Origin of the sequence: Mycolicibacterium insubricum, assembly GCF_010731615.1 — a bacterium.
GTDB classification, from domain to species: Bacteria; Actinomycetota; Actinomycetes; order Mycobacteriales; family Mycobacteriaceae; genus Mycobacterium; species Mycobacterium insubricum.
Map to the genome: position 1 here is coordinate 881,911 of NZ_AP022618.1, position 19,266 is coordinate 901,176.

Annotated in this window: 15 protein-coding genes; 6 read left to right on the plus strand and 9 right to left on the minus strand. The window is 71.9% G+C overall.

Annotation, left to right across the window (positions count from 1 at the left end):
- Positions 1–35: 35 nt before the first annotated feature.
- The 3 genes from G6N16_RS04090 to G6N16_RS04100 all read left to right on the plus strand — a co-directional run bounded on the left by G6N16_RS04090 (position 36) and on the right by G6N16_RS04100 (position 2,800).
- Entirely contained in the window at positions 36–815 is a 780-nt protein-coding gene (locus tag G6N16_RS04090) for a crotonase/enoyl-CoA hydratase family protein (RefSeq protein WP_083031038.1), read from the plus strand.
- 170 nt (positions 816–985) lie between these two features.
- Positions 986–2,473, plus strand: coding sequence for a class I adenylate-forming enzyme family protein (locus G6N16_RS04095; RefSeq protein WP_083031040.1), 1,488 nt, complete (start codon positions 986–988; stop codon positions 2,471–2,473).
- A 27-nt stretch (positions 2,474–2,500) separates the two neighbouring features.
- Positions 2,501–2,800 (plus strand): hypothetical protein, encoded by a 300-nt coding sequence (locus G6N16_RS04100; RefSeq protein ID WP_083031041.1) that lies wholly within the window; start codon positions 2,501–2,503, stop codon positions 2,798–2,800.
- Between the two features lie 68 nt (positions 2,801–2,868).
- Here the strand turns inward: G6N16_RS04100 and G6N16_RS04105 are convergent, their stop codons facing one another.
- From G6N16_RS04105 to G6N16_RS04120, 4 genes are all read right to left on the minus strand, one after another.
- The gene (locus tag G6N16_RS04105; RefSeq protein WP_083031043.1) at positions 2,869–4,056 is read right to left on the minus strand and encodes a thiolase family protein; all 1,188 of its coding nucleotides are present in this window, start codon (positions 4,054–4,056) and stop codon (positions 2,869–2,871) included.
- A 179-nt stretch (positions 4,057–4,235) separates the two neighbouring features.
- On the minus strand, positions 4,236–4,457 hold the full coding sequence (locus G6N16_RS04110) for a hypothetical protein (RefSeq protein WP_083031044.1): 222 nt from the start codon (positions 4,455–4,457) through the stop codon (positions 4,236–4,238).
- A 98-nt stretch (positions 4,458–4,555) separates the two neighbouring features.
- A complete protein-coding gene (locus tag G6N16_RS04115) occupies positions 4,556–6,037 on the minus strand; it encodes an aldehyde dehydrogenase (protein WP_083031064.1) in 1,482 nt (493 codons plus the stop codon).
- A 42-nt stretch (positions 6,038–6,079) separates the two neighbouring features.
- A complete protein-coding gene (locus G6N16_RS04120; RefSeq protein ID WP_083031046.1) occupies positions 6,080–6,877 on the minus strand; it encodes a class I SAM-dependent methyltransferase in 798 nt (265 codons plus the stop codon).
- 62 nt (positions 6,878–6,939) lie between these two features.
- On the opposite strand from G6N16_RS04120, the gene G6N16_RS04125 reads away from it, so the two are divergent.
- The gene (locus G6N16_RS04125; protein ID WP_083031047.1) at positions 6,940–8,100 is read left to right on the plus strand and encodes a glycosyltransferase family 4 protein; all 1,161 of its coding nucleotides are present in this window, start codon (positions 6,940–6,942) and stop codon (positions 8,098–8,100) included.
- On the opposite strand, the gene G6N16_RS04130 is transcribed toward G6N16_RS04125, so the two are convergent.
- Entirely contained in the window at positions 8,084–9,766 is a 1,683-nt protein-coding gene (locus G6N16_RS04130; protein ID WP_179961176.1) for an MmpA family trehalose lipid delivery protein, read from the minus strand. The genes G6N16_RS04125 and G6N16_RS04130 overlap by 17 nt on opposite strands.
- 13 nt (positions 9,767–9,779) lie before the next feature.
- On the minus strand, positions 9,780–10,988 hold the full coding sequence (locus tag G6N16_RS04135) for a cell envelope lipid trafficking protein PgfA (RefSeq protein ID WP_083031049.1): 1,209 nt from the start codon (positions 10,986–10,988) through the stop codon (positions 9,780–9,782).
- Positions 10,989–11,123: 135 nt separating this feature from the next.
- Here G6N16_RS04135 and G6N16_RS04140 point away from each other — a divergent pair, with 135 nt between their 5' ends.
- Positions 11,124–12,317 (plus strand): acyltransferase family protein, encoded by a 1,194-nt coding sequence (locus G6N16_RS04140; protein ID WP_083031051.1) that lies wholly within the window; start codon positions 11,124–11,126, stop codon positions 12,315–12,317.
- Here the strand turns inward: G6N16_RS04140 and G6N16_RS04145 are convergent.
- Both G6N16_RS04145 and G6N16_RS04150 read right to left on the minus strand, forming a co-directional pair.
- Positions 12,249–16,478, minus strand: coding sequence for an alpha-(1->3)-arabinofuranosyltransferase (locus G6N16_RS04145; RefSeq protein ID WP_407663677.1), 4,230 nt, complete (start codon positions 16,476–16,478; stop codon positions 12,249–12,251). The two genes, G6N16_RS04140 and G6N16_RS04145, sit on opposite strands and share 69 nt — an antisense overlap.
- A 76-nt stretch (positions 16,479–16,554) precedes the next feature.
- Positions 16,555–16,728, minus strand: coding sequence for a DUF2613 domain-containing protein (locus G6N16_RS04150; RefSeq protein WP_083031052.1), 174 nt, complete (start codon positions 16,726–16,728; stop codon positions 16,555–16,557).
- A gap of 192 nt (positions 16,729–16,920) precedes the next feature.
- Here G6N16_RS04150 and G6N16_RS04155 point away from each other — a divergent pair, with 192 nt between their 5' ends.
- Positions 16,921–17,886 (plus strand): hypothetical protein, encoded by a 966-nt coding sequence (locus tag G6N16_RS04155; RefSeq protein ID WP_083031054.1) that lies wholly within the window; start codon positions 16,921–16,923, stop codon positions 17,884–17,886.
- 190 nt (positions 17,887–18,076) lie between these two features.
- Here the strand turns inward: G6N16_RS04155 and G6N16_RS04160 are convergent, their stop codons facing one another.
- A complete protein-coding gene (locus G6N16_RS04160) occupies positions 18,077–19,231 on the minus strand; it encodes a protein kinase domain-containing protein (RefSeq protein WP_163787768.1) in 1,155 nt (384 codons plus the stop codon).
- Positions 19,232–19,266 lie beyond the last annotated feature (35 nt).

The following is a 19,266-nucleotide window of genomic DNA, read 5'->3' on the forward strand; positions in this document are numbered from 1 at the left end:
CCGTAACGGGTTGAGTATCCTCTATTGTCGAGTCCGTGAGCGAAGAAGCTACCGAGAAACCCGCAGTCCTGGTCGAGCAGCGCGATCGTGTCCTGCTCATCACCATCAACCGGCCGGAGGCCAAAAACGCCGTCAACCTGGCCGTCAGCCAGGGCCTGGCGGACGCCATGGACCGGCTCGACGCCGATCCCGGCCTGTCGGTCGGCGTGCTGACCGGCGCCGGCGGCTCGTTCTGCGCCGGCATGGACCTCAAGGCGTTCGCCCGCGGCGAGCGCTGTGACATCGACGGCCGCGGACTGGGCTTCACCCAGAGCCCGCCGGCCAAGCCGCTGATCGCCGCGGTGGAGGGCTACGCGCTGGCCGGCGGCACCGAGGTGGCGTTGTCCTGCGACCTGATCGTCGCGGCGAACAACTCCGCCTTCGGCATCCCCGAGGTCAAGCGCGGCCTGGTTGCCGGCGGCGGCGGCCTGCTGCGGCTGCCGCAGCGCATTCCGTACGCCGTCGCCATGGAACTCGCGCTGACCGGTGACAACCTGTCCGCCGAGCGGGCGCACGAGCTGGGCCTGGTCACCACGCTGACCGAGCCGGGCGGTGCCCTCGACGGCGCCCTGGCGCTGGCCGCCAAGATCACCGCCAACGGCCCGCTGGCGGTGGCCGCGACCAAGAAGATCATCGTCGAATCCCGCTACTGGGGCGATGAGGAGCAGTGGACCGAGCAGATGAAGATCCTCGCCCCGGTGTTCCTGTCCAAGGACGCCCGCGAGGGTGCCGTGGCGTTCGCCGAGAAGCGCGCGCCGCAGTGGACCGGTAGCTGACGACGTGGCGGCGCCGGGCCGGGTGGGTGCTGCCCCTCGGCGCGGCGCCGTCGTCGTCGCCGGGCATTGAGTGCCCTGAATTTCCTGTGGTTTAATCGGAGAATCATGTTCTTCCATTTGGGTAATGGCGCTCCGCACTCGATCGGGCGTGACCAGGCCAGGCGGTTTCGATGAGCATTTCGCTGCTGTTGGAGATGGCGGTCTCGGCGAACCCGGACCGGGTGGCGGTGGTCGACGGTGACCTGCGGCTGAGCACCCAGGAGCTGTCCGATCTGGCCGACGGCGGCGCCGGCGTCATCGCCGACACCGGCGCGGACCACGTCGTCTACGTCGGCGTCGGCGGCGCCATGCTGCCGCTGCTGCTGTTCGCCTCCGCGCGCGCCGGCCTGGCCCTGACGCCGATCAACTACCGGCTCTCCGCCGAGGGCATCCGCACCCTCATCGACCGGCTGCCCGACCCGGTCGTCATCGTCGACGAGCGGTACCGGGAGATGGTCGGCGACGCCGGCATCGCGGTCATCGACTCGGCCGCGTTCCTGGCCGACGCGCGCACCCACGAGCCCGCCGCCGAGTTCGCCGACCCGGATGCCGTCGGGGTGGTGCTGTTCACCTCCGGAACCACCAGCGCGCCCAAGGCCGTCGAGCTCACCCACAACAACCTGACCAGCTACATCACCGGCACCGTGGAATTCGACTCCGCAGAACCCGGTGACGCGGCTCTGATCTCGGTACCGCCGTACCACATCGCCGGGGTCAGCGCCGCGCTGTCGAACCTCTATGCCGGCCGGAAACTGGTGTACCTGCCCGGCTTCGATGCCGACGAGTGGGTGCGACTGGTCGCCGAGGAGTCGGTCACCTCGGCGACGCTGGTGCCCACCATGCTGGACCGGGTGGTCGCCGTGCTGGAGGCCGGAGGTCACCGGTTGCCGTCGTTGCGGACCCTGGCCTACGGCGGGTCGAAGGTCGGCCTGCCGCTGGTCCGCAAGGCGCTGGCACTGCTGCCCGACGTCGGCTTCGTCAACGCCTACGGGCTCACCGAGACCAGCTCCACCATCGCCGTGCTGGGCCCCGACGATCACCGCGAGGCGCACGGGCACGACGACGAGGCGGTGGCCCGCCGGCTGGGGTCGGTCGGCCGCCCGGTGCCCGGCATCGAGGTGCAGATCCGCGACGAAGCCGGAAACGTGTTGGGCCCCGGTGAAACCGGCGAACTCTATGTGCGCGGCGAGCAGGTGTCCGGGCGCTACACCGGCATCGGATCGGTGCTCGACAACGAGGGCTGGTTCCCGACCCGCGACATCGCCTCGCTCGACGCCGACGGCTACCTGTTCATCGGCGGGCGCTCCGACGACACCATCATCCGCGGCGGAGAGAACATCGCCCCGGCCGAGCTCGAGGACGTGCTCATCGAGCACCCGGACGTGCATCAGGTGGCCGTCGTCGGCCCCGAGGACCCGCAGTGGGGGCAGAGCATCGTCGCCGTCGTCGTCCCGGTCGCCGGAATCACCCCGGACGCCGAGGAATTGCGCGAACATGTCCGCAAGAGCCTGCGTGGATCACGCACCCCGGACCGGGTGGTGTTCCGCGACGAACTGCCCACCAATGCCACCGGCAAGGTACTGCGGCGCGAGATCCTCGCCGACCTGGCCACCGACTGACCACACCGCTAGCGAAGGGACCATCCGATGGTGAAGAACGGCACCCGCCTGCAGAGCCAGGTCGACGACACCCAGGTGATCGTCGTCAAAACCGCCGACAGCCTCGACGACCTGCGCTGCGGCGGCGCCCCCATGGTGGCGCTGGACGCCGAGCGCTCCGGCGGCGCCCTGGACCCGGCGTTCGCCGGCGGCACGCTGATGGGCAAGCGCTACGTCGACGACGGCAACGCCGAGGTGCTGGTCACCAAGGCCGGCCAGGGCACGCTGTCGGTCGGTGACACCCCGCTGAGCATCAAGGAGGCCAAGCCGCTGCCCGCCAGCGACTGACCGCCGACGCAACGGGCCCGGGACTCTCGCGAGTCCCGGGCCCGTTGCGTTGTGCGAGCCGTTGCGGCTCAGGCGACCTCGATGACCATCGCCGCACCCATGCCGCCGCCGGCGCACATCGACAGCACACCGATGCCGCCGCCGCGGCGACGCAGCTCGTAGATGGCCGAGGTGACCATCCGGGCGCCGGTGGCCGCAATCGGGTGGCCCAGGCTGATGCCCGAGCCGTAGACGTTGACCAGTTCCTCGTCCAGGCCGAGCTGGCGGGTGCAGGCCACGGCCTGGGCGGCGAACGCCTCGTTGATCTCGAACAGCGCGACGTCGGAGATCTTCAGCCCGGCCAGCTCCAGCGCCTTCGGGATGGCGTAGATCGGGCCGCTGCCGGTGCGCTTGGCCGGGATGCCGACCTGCGACCAACTCAGGATGTTGGCCAGCACGTTCTCCTGCGTCTGCGGGGAGGCCAGGGCGACGACGGCCGCCGCGTCGTTGGTGCCCGAGGAGTTGCCGGCGGTCACCGAGAAGCCCTCGATTTCCGGGTGCAGCACCTTCAGGCCGGCCAGGGTCTCCATCGAGGTCTCCCGGCGCGGGTGCTCGTCGACGGCGAAGGTGACGGTGGACCCGTCGGCCTGCGGCACCTCGATCGGCACGATCTCGTCGACGAAGGAGCCGGCGTCGACGGCCTTGACGGCCCGCTGGTGGCTGCGCAGCGACCAGGCGTCCTGGTCCTCGCGGGTCAGTCCGTACTCGACCGCACAGTTGTGCGCGACGGTGATGGACATGTCGTACGGCGGGGCGCCGGGGGTGTCCAGCGGGTTGGCGGCCGGGGCGAAGCGCTCCCAGTCGCCTGCCTCCTTGCCGGTGGTGAAGGCCTTGCGCTTGAGGAACTGCGGCATGGTCGACAGCGACTCCATGCCGCCGGCCAGCAGGTGCCGGCTCATGCCCGAGGCGATCTGGCCGGCGCCGAATGCGATGGCGGCCAGGCTGGAGGCGCACTGCCGGTTGACGGCCGCACCCGGGATCGAGTCGTAGCCGAGGTCGACGGCGATGTAGCGGGCGCTGTCGCCGCCGCCCTGCAGGCTCTCGGCCAGGATCAGGTCCTCGAAGTCGGACGGGTCCAGCCCGGAGCGTTCGACGGCGGCGACGACGATCGGCTTGGCCACCTCGATGGCGGGCATGTTGGCCAGCGTGCCCTTGCGGGCGGTGCCGATTGCGCTGCGGGCCGCCGCGATGATCGCGGCCTTACTCTGTGCGGTCATGGGGTCTCCGGGGCTCAGGTTGGTTTACAGATAATGAGATTACCGTAACGGGATGGTTCGGCGGTAGACCGGTGTCCGCGGCGCCGGAATGGGGCGTCGATAGTGCGCAGACAGCGCGAGCGTGCGTGTCCCCGGCGGGGACACGCACGCTCGCGGAGACAGCCGAGGTGCAGGCAGCGTCAGCCCGCGTTCTCCAGGGCCACCAGCGCCTTGGCGATGGCGAAGAACTTGTTGGCGCCCAGCTGGCGGACGGTCTTGATGTTGAACGCCTGCTGCAGCAGTTCGGCGTCCTTGTCGGTCACTCCGGCCAGCGCGGCCGGGGAAGCGTCCAGGATCTCCTTGAGCGACTTCTCCTCGTAGGCCTTGTCCAGGGACTTGGTCAGATCGACCGATACAGCCATGCGAACTCCTTACAGGTACTGGCGCACGTGTGACGTGCATCGCCGGGCGGCGAGTGGGCCCAAGCTAGTGGAACTCGCTGTCAATCTGCTGTGAAGAACTACTCCGCGGGGGTGTAGCCGAAGGGCAGCAGCACGCTCTTGGCCTCGCAGTACGCGTCGATGCCCTCGGGACCGTTCTCCCGGCCGATGCCGGAGTTCTTGTAGCCGCCGAACGGCGCACCCGGGTCGAAGGCGTACATGTTCACCGCGTAGGTGCCGGTGCGGATTTTGCGGGCGATCTCGATGGCCTTGTCGTTGTCCGTGGTCCACACAGAACCGGCCAGCCCGTACACCGAGTCGTTGGCGATGCGCACCGCGTCGTCCTCGTCCTCGTAGGGGATCACCACGAGCACCGGCCCGAAGATCTCCTCCTGCGCGATGGCCATCGAGTTGTCGACGTCGGCGAACACCGTCGGCTCCACGAACCAGCCGCCCTCCAGGCCCTTCGGGCGCTGGCCGCCGGTGACGATGCGGGCACCCTCCTCGACGCCGGTGAGGATGTAGCGCTCCACCCGGTCGCGCTGCTTCTCGCTGATCAGCGGCCCGATCGCGGCTGTCGGGTCATCCGGCCGGCCGACCGGCATGGCGGCGACGGCGGCGGCGACCTTCTCCACCACCTCGTCGTAGCGCGAGGTCGGGGCCAGGATCCGGGTCTGGCCCACGCACGCCTGCCCGCAGTTCATCAACCCGGAGAAGACCAGCATCGGCAGGGTGGAGTCCAGGTCGGCGTCCTCCAGGATGATCGCGGCGGACTTCCCGCCGAGCTCCAGCGTGCACGGCTTGAGCCGCTCGGCGGCGATCTTGCCGACCTCCTTGCCGACGGCCGAGGACCCGGTGAAGGTGAACTTGTCGATCTGCGGGTTCGCGGTCAGCGCGCGGCCGGTCTCCGGGCCGCCGGGGACCACCGACAGCACACCCTCGGGCAGCCCGGCCTCGGCGAACACCTCGGCCAGCAGGTTGGTCGACAGCGGGGTCTCCGCGGCCGGCTTGAGCACGACGGTGCAGCCGGCCAGCAGCGCCGGGCCGAGCTTGTTGCAGGCCAGGAAGAACGGCACGTTCCACGCCACCACCGCGCCGACCACGCCGATCGGTTCGCGCAGCACCAGCGTCTGTCCGTACACGCCGTCGCGGATGTCGCGCCAGGTGTACTTGTCGGCCGCCCCGGCGTAGTACTGCAGTCCGGTCACCCCGGCGCCGAACTGCATGATGTCGACGATGGTCCCCGGCTGCCCGGTCTCGCACGTCAGCAGGTGCTTGAACTCGTCGGCGCGCGCGGTGATCAGCTCGACCGCCTTGGCGATGACGGCTTGCCGCTCGTGCGGCGTCATCCGGGGCCACGGGCCCTCGTCGAAGGCCTTGCGCGCCGCGGCGCAGGCGGCGTCGACGTCGGCGGCGGTGGCCAGCGGCGTCTGGCCCACCTTCTCGCCGGTCGCCGGGGAGAACACCTCGATGACCTCGGAGCCGGCGGGTTCGACCCACCGTCCGCCGATGAACAGCTTGTCGAAATCGGTGCGGTAGCCGGGGGTGGCGGTCTGTGTCATGAAACACACCCTACCCACTGCGCGGCAAAACGAGAACCTGTTTCAGTCCGGTGCCGAACCGGGCCGCAGCACCAGCACCAGATTGCTCACCAGGAACTCCCGCAGCACCGGAACAGCCGTCAATCCCCAGGCCCATCGTGGGTGGTAGCGGGGAAAAGCGGCCACCAGCATCCCGGTGCTGCGCGCCCAGTCCAGCCCGTCGGCCACCGACACCGCGAACAGCGACGACCCGTAGTTGTTCTTCGGCGGATGGCCGTGCCTGCGGGTGTACCGGGCCGCCGCCCGCGCCCCGCCGAGATAGTGCGTCAACCCCATCTCGTGACCGCCGAACGGCCCCAGCCACACCGTGTAGGACAGGATCGCCAGCCCACCCGGCCGGGTCACCCGCAGCATCTCGTTGCCCAGACGCCACGGGTCCGGCACGTGCTCGGCGACATTCGACGACAGCGTGACGTCCACGGTGGCGTCGGCGAACGGCAGCGCCAGCCCGGACGCCCGCACCAGGGTCCCGGAGCGGCCCGACGGCGGCGTCGGGCCGGCGTGTATCTCGGCCGGATCGGGCTCCACCCCGATGTAGGCCGCGCCGCGGGCGGCGAACGCGTCGGCGAAATAACCCGGGCCGCCGCCGACGTCGAGCACCGTCCGCCCGTCCAGCGCGGTTCCGGTCGCCCCGCGCCACAACTCGTCGACCATCGCCGCGGTATCGGCGGCCAGCGCACCGTAGAACCGGTCCGGCGCGGACTGCTCGAACCGGAATTCCCCCAGCAGCCGCACCGACCGGCGCAGGTCCGCGCGGCGCGCCAGGAACCGGGTCGGCGCAGGTGACGCGGGGCGGCGCATCGGTCCACCCTATGGGTTGCCGTCTTTGGGCGACCCGCGCCGCCCGCTATAGGCTGTCCGGGATGTCCGAGGTCCCGATCCGCTCCGTGCTGCTCTTGTGCTGGCGCGACACCGGGCACCCCCAGGGCGGCGGCAGCGAGGCGTACCTGCAGCGCATCGGGGCGCAGCTGGCCGCCTCGGGGGTCGCGGTCACCCTGCGCACCGCCCGTTATCCGGGCGCGGCGCCCCGCGGGCAGGTCGACGGCGTGACCATCAGCCGCGGTGGCGGCCGCTACACCGTCTACATCCGGGCCGGGCTGGCCATGGTCGCCGCCCGCGCCGGTCTCGGCCCGCTGCGGCGCGTCAAACCCGACGTGGTGATCGACGCGCAGAACGGGCTGCCGTTCCTGGCCCGGCTGGCCTACGGACGCCGGTCGGTGCTGCTGGTGCACCACTGCCACCGCGAACAGTGGCCGGTCGCCGGGGAGCGGCTGGCCCGCGTCGGCTGGTTCGTCGAGTCGAAACTGTCGCCCTGGCTGCACCGGCGCAACCAGTACGTCACGGTGTCGCTGCCGTCGGCCCGCGAACTGACCGAGCTGGGTGTCGGGTCCGACCGGATCGCGGTGGTCCGCAACGGGGTCGACGAGGCGCCGCCGGGGACCCTGGACGCCCCGCGGTCGGCGACGCCGCGGGTGGTGGTGCTGTCCCGGCTGGTGCCGCACAAGCAGATCGAGGACGCGCTGTCGGCCGTCGCCGCCCTGGCGCCCCGGTTCCCGGGCCTGCATCTGGACGTCATCGGGGGCGGCTGGTGGTCGGACCGGCTGGCTGAGCAGGCCGCCGCGCTGGGCATCGCCGACGCCGTCACCTTCCACGGCCACGTCGACGACGTGACCAAACATGAACTGGTGCAACGAGCCTGGGTGCAGGTGCTGCCGTCGCGCAAGGAAGGCTGGGGACTCGCGGTGATCGAGGCCGCCCAGCACCAGGTGCCGACCATCGGCTACCGGCACGCCGGCGGCCTGACCGACTCCATCGTCGACGGGGTGACCGGCCTCCTGGTGTCCGACCACCGAGAACTGGTGGACAGCCTCGCCGACCTGCTCGACGACGAGGTGGCCCGCACCGAACTGGGCCGCAAGGCCGCCGCCCGGGCCGCCGAATTCTCCTGGCCGCAGAGCGCCGAGGCGATGAGCACCGTGCTGGCGACCGTCGCCGCCGGCGGCTACGTCAGCGGCGTGCTCTGACGACGGCTCCCACCGCGCCGGCGACCAGAAGCGCCAGCCAGCACAGGTGCGCGGCGATCAGCACCCCCCGCCGCGGCGAGGGGGTCTGGCCGACGTCGGAGACCCGGTACAGCCGGATCTGATCGTCGGCGTACACCGGCGTCAGTGCCGCCAAAGTCGTCACCGCCGATCCCATCTCCCCGGCGGAGGTCTCCACCACCAGCCAGCCGACCCCGGCCCGGGCCAGCGCCTCCGGGGTAGCGCCGTCCAGCAGCAACCACTGCACCGTGCGGGCGTGGTTCCCCTCGCCGGGAACCGGCACACCGGCGATGAGCAGATCCCCGGTGGTCAGCACCTCGGCCGACACCCAGCGCGGCAGCGGGTCGAGCACCGGAGCCCCCGGCGCCCAGGAGAACTCCCGCATGGAGTCGGCGGGCAGTACCGCCACCGGGGCCGGATCGGCATTGATCCGCAGCGCGACGGCGGCGTACCCGCCGGGATAGCGCACCGAATGCACCGCACCGCCCACCCCGAACGCCAGATCCGGCAGTGCCGCCAGCAGCGCCGCGCAGCCCGCGGCGGCGACGACGGCCGGCCGCAGGACCGGCACTCGGCGCGCGATCACCGGCACCGCGGCGGCCGCGCACACCGCGTAGCCGGGGATCGCCAGGCCCACCCACTTCTGCGAATCGCGCAGCACCCCGAGCCCGGGCGCGAACTCGGCGGCGGCCTGCAGGACGGCCAGGCCGGGCGCGGTGGCGGCCAGCGCCGGAGCCACCACCGCGATCAGCGCCAGTACCAGCAGCGGCCGGGCCCGGGTATGCCAGGCGGCGTGCACCCCGGCGGCCACCAACGCCACCAGCGCCAGCGTTCCGACCAGCGCGAACCACGTCGTCCGTGACCCCGGCACGGAATCGGCGTTCCAGATGCCGCCGAGGCCGGCCAGTGTCCCGAGGGTGCCGAGCCCGGGCTCGGCACGCGACGCGAAGACGTCGAAACCCGGTGCGCCGGCCGCCCCGTAGGTCCGCAACGACCCGCCGGCGGAGGCCACCAGCCACGGCAGCGCCGCCACCGTCGCCAGCCCGGTCACCCCGAGCACGTCACGCCACCGGGCCCCGGCTCCCGGCGACGCGCAGCACACCAGCGCCACGACCGCGGCCATCAACCCGCCCGTCGGCGTCAACCCGGCCAGCGCCAGCCAGAAGCCGAGTGACCACCAGTGCACCTGCCGGGTGTTTTTGCGCAGCGCCAACACGGACACCGCGACCCACGGCAGACAGCCGAATCCCAGCAGCAGGCTCCAGTGCCCCTGCAACAGCCGCTCGGCCACATAGGGATTCCAGATCGCCACCGTCGCGGCCAGGAACTGCCCCGGCAGACCGGCGTCGACCAGGTCCGCGGCCAGCCGCGCCGCCCCCCAGCCGGCCAGCCACAGACCCAGGATCAGCAGCGCCTTGACCAGCACCCCGCCGTCGAGCACCGCCGAACCCAGCGCCACCGCGAAGTCCTGCGGCACCGCGCGCGCGGCCGACTCGGACAGCCCCAGGGCGGTGTCGGACAACCACGAGCGCGGGGTGGACACCGCGTCGCGCAGCAGCAGATAGCCCGGCGCCAGCAACGGCGCGGTGATCAGCAGACTGAGCAGCAGCGCGTAGCAGGGCACCGCGCGGCGGCGCGCCCGGGTCACCCTCGACCAGCCCCTACTTGGGGTCGCTGGACGGCCCCTGATCGAGCATCAGGTCGGGCCGATGCGCGGGCAGTTTCTCGGTCTCGGCCTCGGCCGCGGGCATCGGGCCGGTATCCGGCGGCCGTCGGCCGAACAGCCCGCCACCGTTGTCCAGACCCGGGTCGATCAGCGCGGCCTCGGTGCGCAGCCCGAAGGCGCCCAGCACGGCGCCGGCGATCAGCGCGACCAGCCCGGCCGCGGTGAACGAGATCGGCAGCACCCGGGTCCACAGCCCGATCCGGTCCCGCTCACTGCGCGCGGCAGCCACCTGGTGCTCGACGGTGTCCGACGTCGACGTGACCGTGTAGTCCGACAGTGTGCGCTCGGGGTGCAGGCCGTCGCGGGCGTAGTAGTGGTTGGCGTGTTCCTTGGTCTTCACGATGGTGCCCGACACCGGGTCCACCCAGAAGGTGCGGGACGCGGCGTAGAAGCGCTTCATGGTGATCTGCTCTTCGGGATCGACGCCCTCGAGCCCCCACATCGAGGCCAGCGCGGTGACCTCGGCGTCCTCGTCGTTCTCGTACAGCGACCGGTAGGCGACCGGCTTGGCCAGCTTCTCGCCGGTCGAGTCGTAGCCGATGTTCTGCACGAACTTGTAGGCGGTCAGCCCGTTGACGTCGTCCTCGCCGACGTAGTTGGCGTCCTCGGCGACCTGGGCGATCGGGTCGAACACCTGATACGACTTCTTCTCGGTGTCGAACGGGAACCGGTAGGTCAGGCCCTCGTGCGGCAGCGGCTTGGGCACGGCCGGCTCGGGGTGCTCGATGGTGCGCGGCCGCTGCAGGAAACCGCTGTCGGGAATCGGCAGGGCGGTCGAGCGGTCCAGCGACACGGTGTCCACCAGCGCCAGCAGCAGCCCCTGGTCCTCCTGCTTGTCGGTGCGCCGCACCAGGTCGCCGACCTGCAGCGTCACCTTGGTCGGGCCCGACGGCTGTTCGACGGTGATGGCGCGCACGGCCTCCACCGGGGTGTTCTCGGTGGTCCGGAAATGCGGGGTGGACAGCGACTGCGGGTCCAGGACCGTGCCGGTGCCCGAGCTGACCAGCCGGGCGTCCAGGTTCAGCGGTATCTGCTGAATGCGGCTGGAGGTGTAGGTGGACAACAGCAGTGCCGCGATCAGCAACCCGGAACCCAAGCCCAGCAATCCGCACGCCGCGATGCGCAAGAGCACTGCACGATTCACGTGGCGGTACCTTCCTTCAAAACCCGGGAGTAGGCGGCAAAACAGTCCGCTGCGACCCTAACAGTCGATTCTGGAATACGGGCCATCGAGCCCGCTCCCGATGGGCCGCGCGGCGGCGTCCGGCAAGATGATGCCATGGCAGCGCCGCGGGCACCCGAGGCCGTCGACCAGCAGGTCGGTGGCACCCGGAGCTTCCTGCCCGCGGTGGAGGGCTTGCGCGCCTGGGCCGCCATTGGGGTGGTGATCACACACGTCTCCTTCCAGACCGCGGCGTCACACGGCCCGTTGGGCCGGTTGCTGGGGCGCTTCGACCTGGCGGTCGCGGTGTTCTTCGCGCTGTCGGGGTTCCTGCTGTGGCGCGGGCACGCCGCCGCTGCCCGCGGACTGCGGCACCGGCCGCCGACGGTGCACTACCTGCGGTCCCGGCTGGTCCGGATCATGCCCGGCTACCTGGTGGCGGTGGTGGTCATCCTGTTGCTGCTGCCCGACGCCCGGGACGCCAGCCCGACGGTGTGGCTGGCCAACCTGACCCTGACCCAGATCTACGTGCCGTTGACGCTGACGCCCGGCCTCACCCAGATGTGGAGCCTGTCGGTGGAGGTGACCTTCTATCTGGTGCTGCCGCTGCTGGCGTTGCTGGCCGCCTTGCTGCCGGTGCGCGCCCGGATCCCGGTGATCGTCGGCGTCGGGGCGGCCAGTCTGGCCTGGGGACTGCTGCCGATCACGACGGCCGCCGGGGTCAACTTCCTGAACTGGCCGCCGGCCTACGGTTCCTGGTTCGCCGCGGGGATGCTGCTGGCCGAGCTGACGGTCAGCCGGGTCGGCTGGGTGCACCGGTTGGCCCGCCGTCGGATCCTGATGGCCGCCGTCGTGCTGGTCGCCTACGGCATCTCGGCGTCGCCGGTGGCCGGCCCGGAGGGGCTCACCCCGGCGACGCTGGGCCAATTCGTCGTGCGCACCGCGATGGGCGCGATCATCGCGTTCGGGCTGCTGGCCCCGCTGGTGCTCGACCGCCCGGACACGCCGCACCGGTTGCTGGGCAGTCCGGCCATGGTGACCCTGGGCCGATGGTCTTACGGGTTGTTCGTCTGGCACCTGGCCGCCCTGACGATGGCGTTCCCGGCGGTCGGCCGGTTCGTGTTCAGCGGCGACATGGTCGTCATCCTGGTGCTGACACTGATCTTCGGTTTCGCGATGGCGGCGGTCAGCTACGCGTTGGTGGAGCAACCGTGCCGGCAGGCGCTGCGCAACTGGGAGCGCTCACGGCGCGCCGCCCCGCCCCTGGACAGTTCCGTCACCGACACCCCCGAGCCCGCCGTCGCGGTGTAGCAGCGGCACGGCCGAGGCGGCCAGCAGCGCCAGCGAGATCAGCGCGAACAGCTGCACCCACATGCTGTTGCCTGCGTAGCCGTCGACCGACCGCCACGGATGCCGCGACAGCAGCGCACCCGCGAGTATCAGCGCGGTCGGCGCCCCGCCCAGGGTCAGCCGGCGGGTGGCCGCGGGCTGGTCGCGCAGCAGGTACAGCCCCCCGGTGGCCGCGGCGAAGATGACCGCGCCGGGGATCCCGGCGATCAGCGTGCCGACGCCGATCACCGCGGCGGCGCACACGCCCGGCGGCGGCGTCCACGGCCGGCACGGCGTACCGCCGGTCAACCTCCGGGCCGGCCACCAGGCCAGCAGCGCCAGCATCGGCAGCAGCGCCAGACCGCCGAACAGCCCGGCCCGGTAGCCGGTGTTGGACTCGAAGCGCAGGGTGATGGTGCCGTCGGTGCCGGCCGGCAGCACCCAGCCCTGCTGCCAGCCGTTGACCACCACCGGGGTCAGCGCCGACCCGTCGGGCCCGCGGGCGACCCACCCGGGACTCACGCTTTCGGGTACCACCAGCGCCCGCGCGCTCGGGGCGGGGCCGACGGTGATGTCCCGGCGGTCCGGGCTCCAGGCGTCCACCGCGGCGGGGGTGGCCGTGGCGGACGGCACCCGGGCTGCCGCGGGCGTGTCGAGTTCCGCGCCGTCGATGAAGAAGGCCGGGCCGGGGGAGACGATCAGTTCCTGCTGCCCGGCCGGCAGCTGGATCGGCCCGGAGATGCACGGGCGGGCCGGCACCGGGTCGCCGTCGAGCAACGCGCCCACGGTGGTCTGCACCGAGGTCTGCACGAACCGGCCGGCCAGCCCGATCACCGGGCCCTGACCGCACGCCAATGTGATGACCCGGTTGCGGTTGACGGCGGCGTCGGCCGGGGCGATCGGGCTGCCGTCCGGCCGCAGCGCCACCACCTCGGCCAGCCCGGGCGGCTTGACCTGGTCGAAGCCCAGTGACGTGCGGTCGATGATGTCGGTCCAGTTCAGCAGGCTGATCGACACGGTGTCGGTGTCGTGCGGGTACAGGCTCACCGTGGTCGACCCGTCCGGGGCCAGTTCGCGGACCTGCGGCCCGTTGCCCAGGTCGACGGCGACCAGGCTCGGGTGCGCGGGCAGCGCAGACGCGGCCGGGGTCAGCCGCAGCCCGCCGACCCGGGTCTGCGACGGCAGCTTCAGCGTCAGGGTGGGGTCGGCGTGGCTGGGCACAATGTGCTGCGGCGCCGTCCACGAGGTGCGCGGATCGCCGTCGGCGGCGGCGTAGGCCGACCCCAGCACGTCGATCAGGTCGGCGTCGCCCAGCGTGTAGGCCTTGCCCGGCTCCCGGATCAGGTCGGCGAGCTTGGGGCCCTGACGCGGCATCACCCACACGGTCGGGGTGACGGTGGTGGTCTGCGGGACGGTCAGCGTCCGGCTCATATTGACCGGTTCCTCGGGGGCCAGGGTCATCGCCGCCGCGCAGTGCACGCCGTCGGGGGCGTCCGCGCAGCCGGGCCGGCCGAGCAGCTCGGGGCCCAGATCCCAGCCGGCGACCGTCGCACCGGCCGGTGGGCCGGGCACCAGCAGCGTGTGCCGCAGGTTGACCGGGTGCGCGAAACCGGAGGCGTCGTACTGGGTGACGCTCAGGTCGGTGACGGCGAACTGCACGCCGGAGCTGCCGTCGTCGGTGCCGGCGGCGGTGATCCGCACCCACGGGGTCTCGCCGTAGGGCAGCGCGACGGTCAGCGGCTTGCCCGGCTCGGTGAACCGCAGCGTGCTGGTCCCGTTGACGGTGGAGATCTCCAGGCGGCGGATCTGCGCGCCGACGGCCGTGGCGCTGGGGGTGATGGTCAGGATCGCGTTGGTCACCGGGTGGTCGAAATCCACCTGCAGCCATTGCCCTACGGCGGGCTCCAGCGCATTGGACACCCACGCGGTGCCGCTGTCCCCGTCGATGGCGGCCGCCGGGCCGGACCCGGGCGTCACCGACGGCAGGGTGGTGGCGTCCGACGACGAACTGGAGGCGCTCAGCCGCCCGCCGGACCAGCCGGCGCGCACCTGGTCGGTGCCGGGGGCCGGGTAGTCCGGCACCCGGTTGGTGGTGTGGCGTTCGTCGCCGTCGGCCCGGGCGGCCGACGAATGGTTGTCCACCCGGCCGTAGTCGGTTTCCCGGCGCACCGGGGTGTCGGTGACTGTGACCAGCGGGGTGGGCAGACCGGCCGCGGCGGCGTCGCCGGTCAGCAGCACCGGGCCCAGCGGTGCGCGGGCGAGCAGCCGGCGTCGCTCGTCGATCCGCAGCAGCGCCTCGGGGCCGCCGTCGATGCGGGCCATCGCGTCGATGTCGGTCAGATACGGCGCACCCGGATTGCCGGCCGAGGACACCCGGTAGATCTCCACCGCCGGGTACAACGGCCGCAGCCCGCTGTCGGAGACGAAGCCCTCGAGTCGGCCCGGTCCGACCGGGTCACCGAACTGGGCCGCCTTGTGCAGGCCGGGGGAGCCCTCGATGGCGCGGTGCACCAGGATCGGCCGTGCCGAGCGGGAGGTGTCGGGGTCCAGGTCGTTGCGCAGCACCAGATAGGAGATGCCTTGACGGGCCAGGGTGTCGGCCAGCCCCGCCGACGGCCGTCCCGCGGCGAGCTGACGCTGCACCGAGTCCAGCGCCCGAATGGTCTGCGGCGGGTTCAGCGGGATGGAGTCGCGCACCCCCCACGGGGTGCGGCCGAGCACCTGCAGCGGCTCGTCGTGGCTGTTGCCCCACACCTGGGTGGCGAACGGCGCGCCGGGCACCACCAGCACCCGGCCCGGGGTGGGGTGGCCGGTGTTGTTCTCGGCGAGCCAGTCGGCGGTCTGCTGCCAGTAGTCGGGGATCTTGCTGAACCCGCCGGGCGGCATCAGCCGGCCGGACCAGGCCAGCGACGACGCCACCGCCAGCGCGGTCAGCACGACGATGCCCACCGCGACCCGCTTGTCGTCCTCGGGGTGGGTGAAGGCGCGCCGCCACACCGCCACCGGCGCGCTGCCGGGCAGCGGGATCCGGCCCAGCAGGTGGGCCAGGCCCAGGATCAGCGGGATCCGCACCACCGGTTCGAGCTTGTGCACATTGCGCAGCGGGGCCCCGGACGCGTCGAGGAAGTCCTGGACGCTCTCGGCGATCGGCGAGCCGAGCACACCGGAGTAGCCGATGGCCAGCAGCGTGATCCCGACGAACGCCATGACGATCAGCCGGCCCCGCGCCGGCATGGTCTTCAGCGCCAGGCCGGCCAGCCCGCCGGCGGCGACCAGGGTGGTGGCCAGCACCGCCGTCGTCCCGGTGACCAGCGACGAGGCCGCGGTGGCATCCGGTGCGACGAACGGGGTCCAGGCGTCGGTGCCGCGCAGCACCTCGGTCAGCGACGTCCACCGGGTGGTCACCCGGGAGGATTCGATGAAGTCCAGAAACGGTGGCGATATCCGGCCCAGCAGCAGCAGCGGGATCACCCACCAGGTGACCGCCAGCGCCGATGCCGCCAGCCACCAGCCGCTGAACTTCCACCAGCGGCCGTCCGGGCGGTGGCAGGCCCACCAGATGATCGCCGGCAGGCACGCCAGCAGGGTGGCGACGGCGTTGACCGCGCCCATCAGGGCCAGTGCGATCCCGGCCTGGCCGGCCAGCCGGCGCAGCGAGCGCCCGTCGTCGCGCAGGGCCAGCACCACCGGCAGCGCCACCCACGGCGCCAGCATCATCGGCAGGGTTTCGGAGCTGATGGAGCCCAGCGTGGTCAGCACCCGCGGCGAGACAATGAACGCGGTTGCCGCGACCACCCGCGACGACGTGCTGCCGATGCGCAGCGCCTCGGCCAGCCGCAGCAGCCCCCAGAAGCCGACCGTCAACAGCAGGGCCCACCACAGGCGCTGGGTGACCCAGCCGGGCAGGCCGAGCACGTCGCCGAGGACGAAGAACGCGCCGTGCGGGAACAGGTAACCGTAGGACTGATTCTGCGTCTGGCCGAACGGCAGGTCGGAATTCCACAGGTTGGCGGCGCGGGCCAGGAACTGTAGCGGGTTGGCCGTCAGATCCAGCTTGGTGTCCGGCGAGATCAGGCCGGGGGACTGGCCGAAGGTGGTGGCCAGGGCGACCGCCGAGACCAGCCACAGCCAGCGCCGGGACAGTCTCGGCGGCAGGATGTCGGCGGTACTCAGGGCCGTGCTCGGTTCCTTGGCGGGTGGTCCCGAACCACCCAGGGGGTTAGCGCTTGCCGTACTCGACGCGGTTGAGCACACCCGAGGAGTTCGGGTCGCCCGCGGTGATCTGCGGCTTGGTGTCCTGCTGAACCATCAGCGTCACGCCGAACACCGAGGCCGCACCGAGCAGCAGCCCGACCACCACGCTGGCGGCGGCCGGCACCACGAACCGGGTCATGTGGGCTCCTCGACGACATCGGCGGACGGTCGGACTGCTGGCCAACCTTACACGGGCGCAGTCGGTGCTCCCGGGAGCCGGGCTCTATCGTGAGGGGGCGTGGAGGAGAAGGCCGAGCCGACGGAGCTTGCGGAGTCGGCGGTGGCCGAATCCGGCCGTCGACTCCAGCCGCAGGGGGGAAGTGAGAATCGGATGAGCAATCGGCCCAACGGGTTGGCGACGCTGCTGGGAACACCGGGGCGCGCCGTGGCGATCCTGATCGCCTTCATTCTGGTCGCCGGTGTTTCGCTCGGGTCGATCGCATTCATGCTGTTCGGGCCGCGCGGCGGGTCCACCCCGTCGTCACCGCGGGCGGCCAAACCCGCCGCCGGGCAGCCGTGCTCGGCCGAGCCGCAGGTCGTTGTCGACGGTATGGCCATGACCCGCGACGGACTGGCGGTGACGCTGCGGCTGACCGGCGGATGTGATTCCGACGACGTGCTGACCGGTCCGGGGGTGGGCCTGTCGATCTCCGGCGGCTCGACCGACATCGCCGCCGGCGTCTTCGACCTCACCGGATCGCCGATCGCACTGCCGGGTGACCGGGACGCCACCCACACCTTCGTGTTCCCCGCCGGGATGTACTGGCGGACCCCGGAGCTGGTGTCGGCGCGGTATTCCTACGGGGACCTGACCGCGACGCTGACCGGCGCGAGCCATGGCAGTGGCTCCGGTGGCTACGGCTCCAGCGTGACCGCGCGCTCGCCCATGTCACCGGCGCACGGCAGCGCCGACGCCACCGCGGCCGCCGCGCTGGGTGAACTGTCGGCCGCCGATCGCAGCGTGATCAGCTCGTCGCTGGAGAACTGGTGGGTACCGCAGGTCAGCTCCAAGCGCGTCGGGCTGTATACCGACGGGATCACCTACGGCAACGAGGACATCCTGCGCAACCACCTGCAACTGCGCCAGCAGTACGACAACGTGCGGCTGCTGTGGGCCAACGACTGGTCCACCTTCGACATCGCCAACTGGTGGGTGACCATCGTCGGGGCGCCGTATTCGGATTCCGGCCAGGCCAACGGCTGGTGCGACAGCCACGGGATCGGCGTCAACGACTGCTTCGCCAAGGTGGTCAGTACCACCCGGGGCCCGGCCGGGACGACGGTGCTGCGGCACTGAACCGGGCGGTTCGGGGAGCGCAGGCGGAGTTGGCGCGAGCGTAGCGAGTGCCGGCGGAGCCGGAGAGAAGTCGGGGCCGCCCGTTACTGAATCGGGCGGTTCGGGGAGCGCAGGCGGAGTTGGCGCGAGCGTAGCGAGTGCCGGCGGAGCCGGAGAGAAGTCGGGGCCGCCCGTAAACAAACCCGGCGGATCAGGCCAGGTTGGACAGCACCGCGTAGGTGAGGACGGCGACCCCGATGACGCCGACGATCGCCAGCAGCGCCAATAGCATCGGGGGAATCGGCCAGGCCGAGGCGACCGGCGCGGGGTAGGCGCCGGAATTCGGATAGGCGCCCGACGTCGGATAGGGCCCTGGGTAGGCGGGCACCGGACCGCTGAGCATCGGGTTGGGCATCTGGTTCGGCACTGCCGCGGGCATGGGCGCCGGCATGGTCGGCATGCCCGGGGCTGCCATGGTGGGGGCCGACGGGGCCGGTGCCGGGGGTGCCGACGGGGTCCAGTAGGAGATCACCGGTTGTTCCTGGGGTTCCGGCGGCGCCGCGTCGGCCCACCAGTCGCCACCGGCGGTCGGGGCGTCGGGGCGTGCGCCCAGCTGCGTCGGGGCCTCGGCCCGCGGGCCTGCGATGTCGGTCACCGCGCCCAGCGCGTCGGCCAGTGCCGCGGCGAACGCGGTGCAGTCGGGATAGCGGTTGCCCGCGCTGGTCGACTGCCCGCGGTCGATGACTGCGTCGACGGCCGCCAGCTCCCCGCGCTCGTCGGCCAGCGCGAACCCGGGCCGCTGCGGGTGGCCGAGCAGCAGCCATGCCGCGGTCGCCGCCAGCGCGTACTGGTCATCACCATCGCCGGCGACGGCTTCGGGCCCGGAGATGCCGACGTCGGTCAGCGCGATCCGGCCCCCGCCCGCGGTGGCGACCATGATGTTCGACGGGTCCAGCTGCCGGTGCACGACGCCCTGGCCGCGCGCGTAGTCCAGCGCCTCGGCGGCGGCGGCGACCAGCTCGGTCACCTGGGCCGGAGGCATCCCGTCGGGATACTGCTCGGCCAGCAACCGGCCGGCGTCGGTGCCGTCGACGAAGTCCATCGCCAGCCACAGCCGGCCGGCGTCGCTGCCGCGGTCGTGCACCCCGACGATGTGCGGGTGCCAGAGGGTGGCGGCGGCGTCGGCCTCCCGGGTGAAACGTTCGGCGAACACCGGATTGTCCGACAGCTCGGCGGTCAGCACCTTGACCGCGTCTTGGCGCGGCAGCCGCGGATGTTTGGCCAGATAGACCTCGCCGGTGCGGCCCGATGCCAGCGGCCGCACCACGGTGTATCCGGCAACGGAGTCCCCCGCACTCAACGTCATGGCGGAAACTCTATCGCCGCACGTTGTTACGATTC

What these genes read in the sequence shown, in the direction of transcription:
- G6N16_RS04095 (WP_083031040.1), top strand. Translation starts at nt 986, where the DNA reads ATGAGCATTTCGCTGCTGTTGGAGATGGCGGTCTCGGCGAACCCGGAC.
- G6N16_RS04100 (WP_083031041.1), top strand. Translation starts at nt 2,501, where the DNA reads ATGGTGAAGAACGGCACCCGCCTGCAGAGCCAGGTCGACGACACCCAG.
- G6N16_RS04105 (WP_083031043.1), bottom strand. Translation starts at nt 4,056, where the DNA reads ATGACCGCACAGAGTAAGGCCGCGATCATCGCGGCGGCCCGCAGCGCA.
- G6N16_RS04110 (WP_083031044.1), bottom strand. Translation starts at nt 4,457, where the DNA reads ATGGCTGTATCGGTCGATCTGACCAAGTCCCTGGACAAGGCCTACGAG.
- G6N16_RS04115 (WP_083031064.1), bottom strand. Translation starts at nt 6,037, where the DNA reads ATGACACAGACCGCCACCCCCGGCTACCGCACCGATTTCGACAAGCTG.
- G6N16_RS04120 (WP_083031046.1), bottom strand. Translation starts at nt 6,877, where the DNA reads ATGCGCCGCCCCGCGTCACCTGCGCCGACCCGGTTCCTGGCGCGCCGC.
- G6N16_RS04125 (WP_083031047.1), top strand. Translation starts at nt 6,940, where the DNA reads ATGTCCGAGGTCCCGATCCGCTCCGTGCTGCTCTTGTGCTGGCGCGAC.
- G6N16_RS04140 (WP_083031051.1), top strand. Translation starts at nt 11,124, where the DNA reads ATGGCAGCGCCGCGGGCACCCGAGGCCGTCGACCAGCAGGTCGGTGGC.
- G6N16_RS04150 (WP_083031052.1), bottom strand. Translation starts at nt 16,728, where the DNA reads ATGACCCGGTTCGTGGTGCCGGCCGCCGCCAGCGTGGTGGTCGGGCTG.
- G6N16_RS04155 (WP_083031054.1), top strand. Translation starts at nt 16,921, where the DNA reads ATGAGCAATCGGCCCAACGGGTTGGCGACGCTGCTGGGAACACCGGGG.
- G6N16_RS04160 (WP_163787768.1), bottom strand. Translation starts at nt 19,231, where the DNA reads ATGACGTTGAGTGCGGGGGACTCCGTTGCCGGATACACCGTGGTGCGG.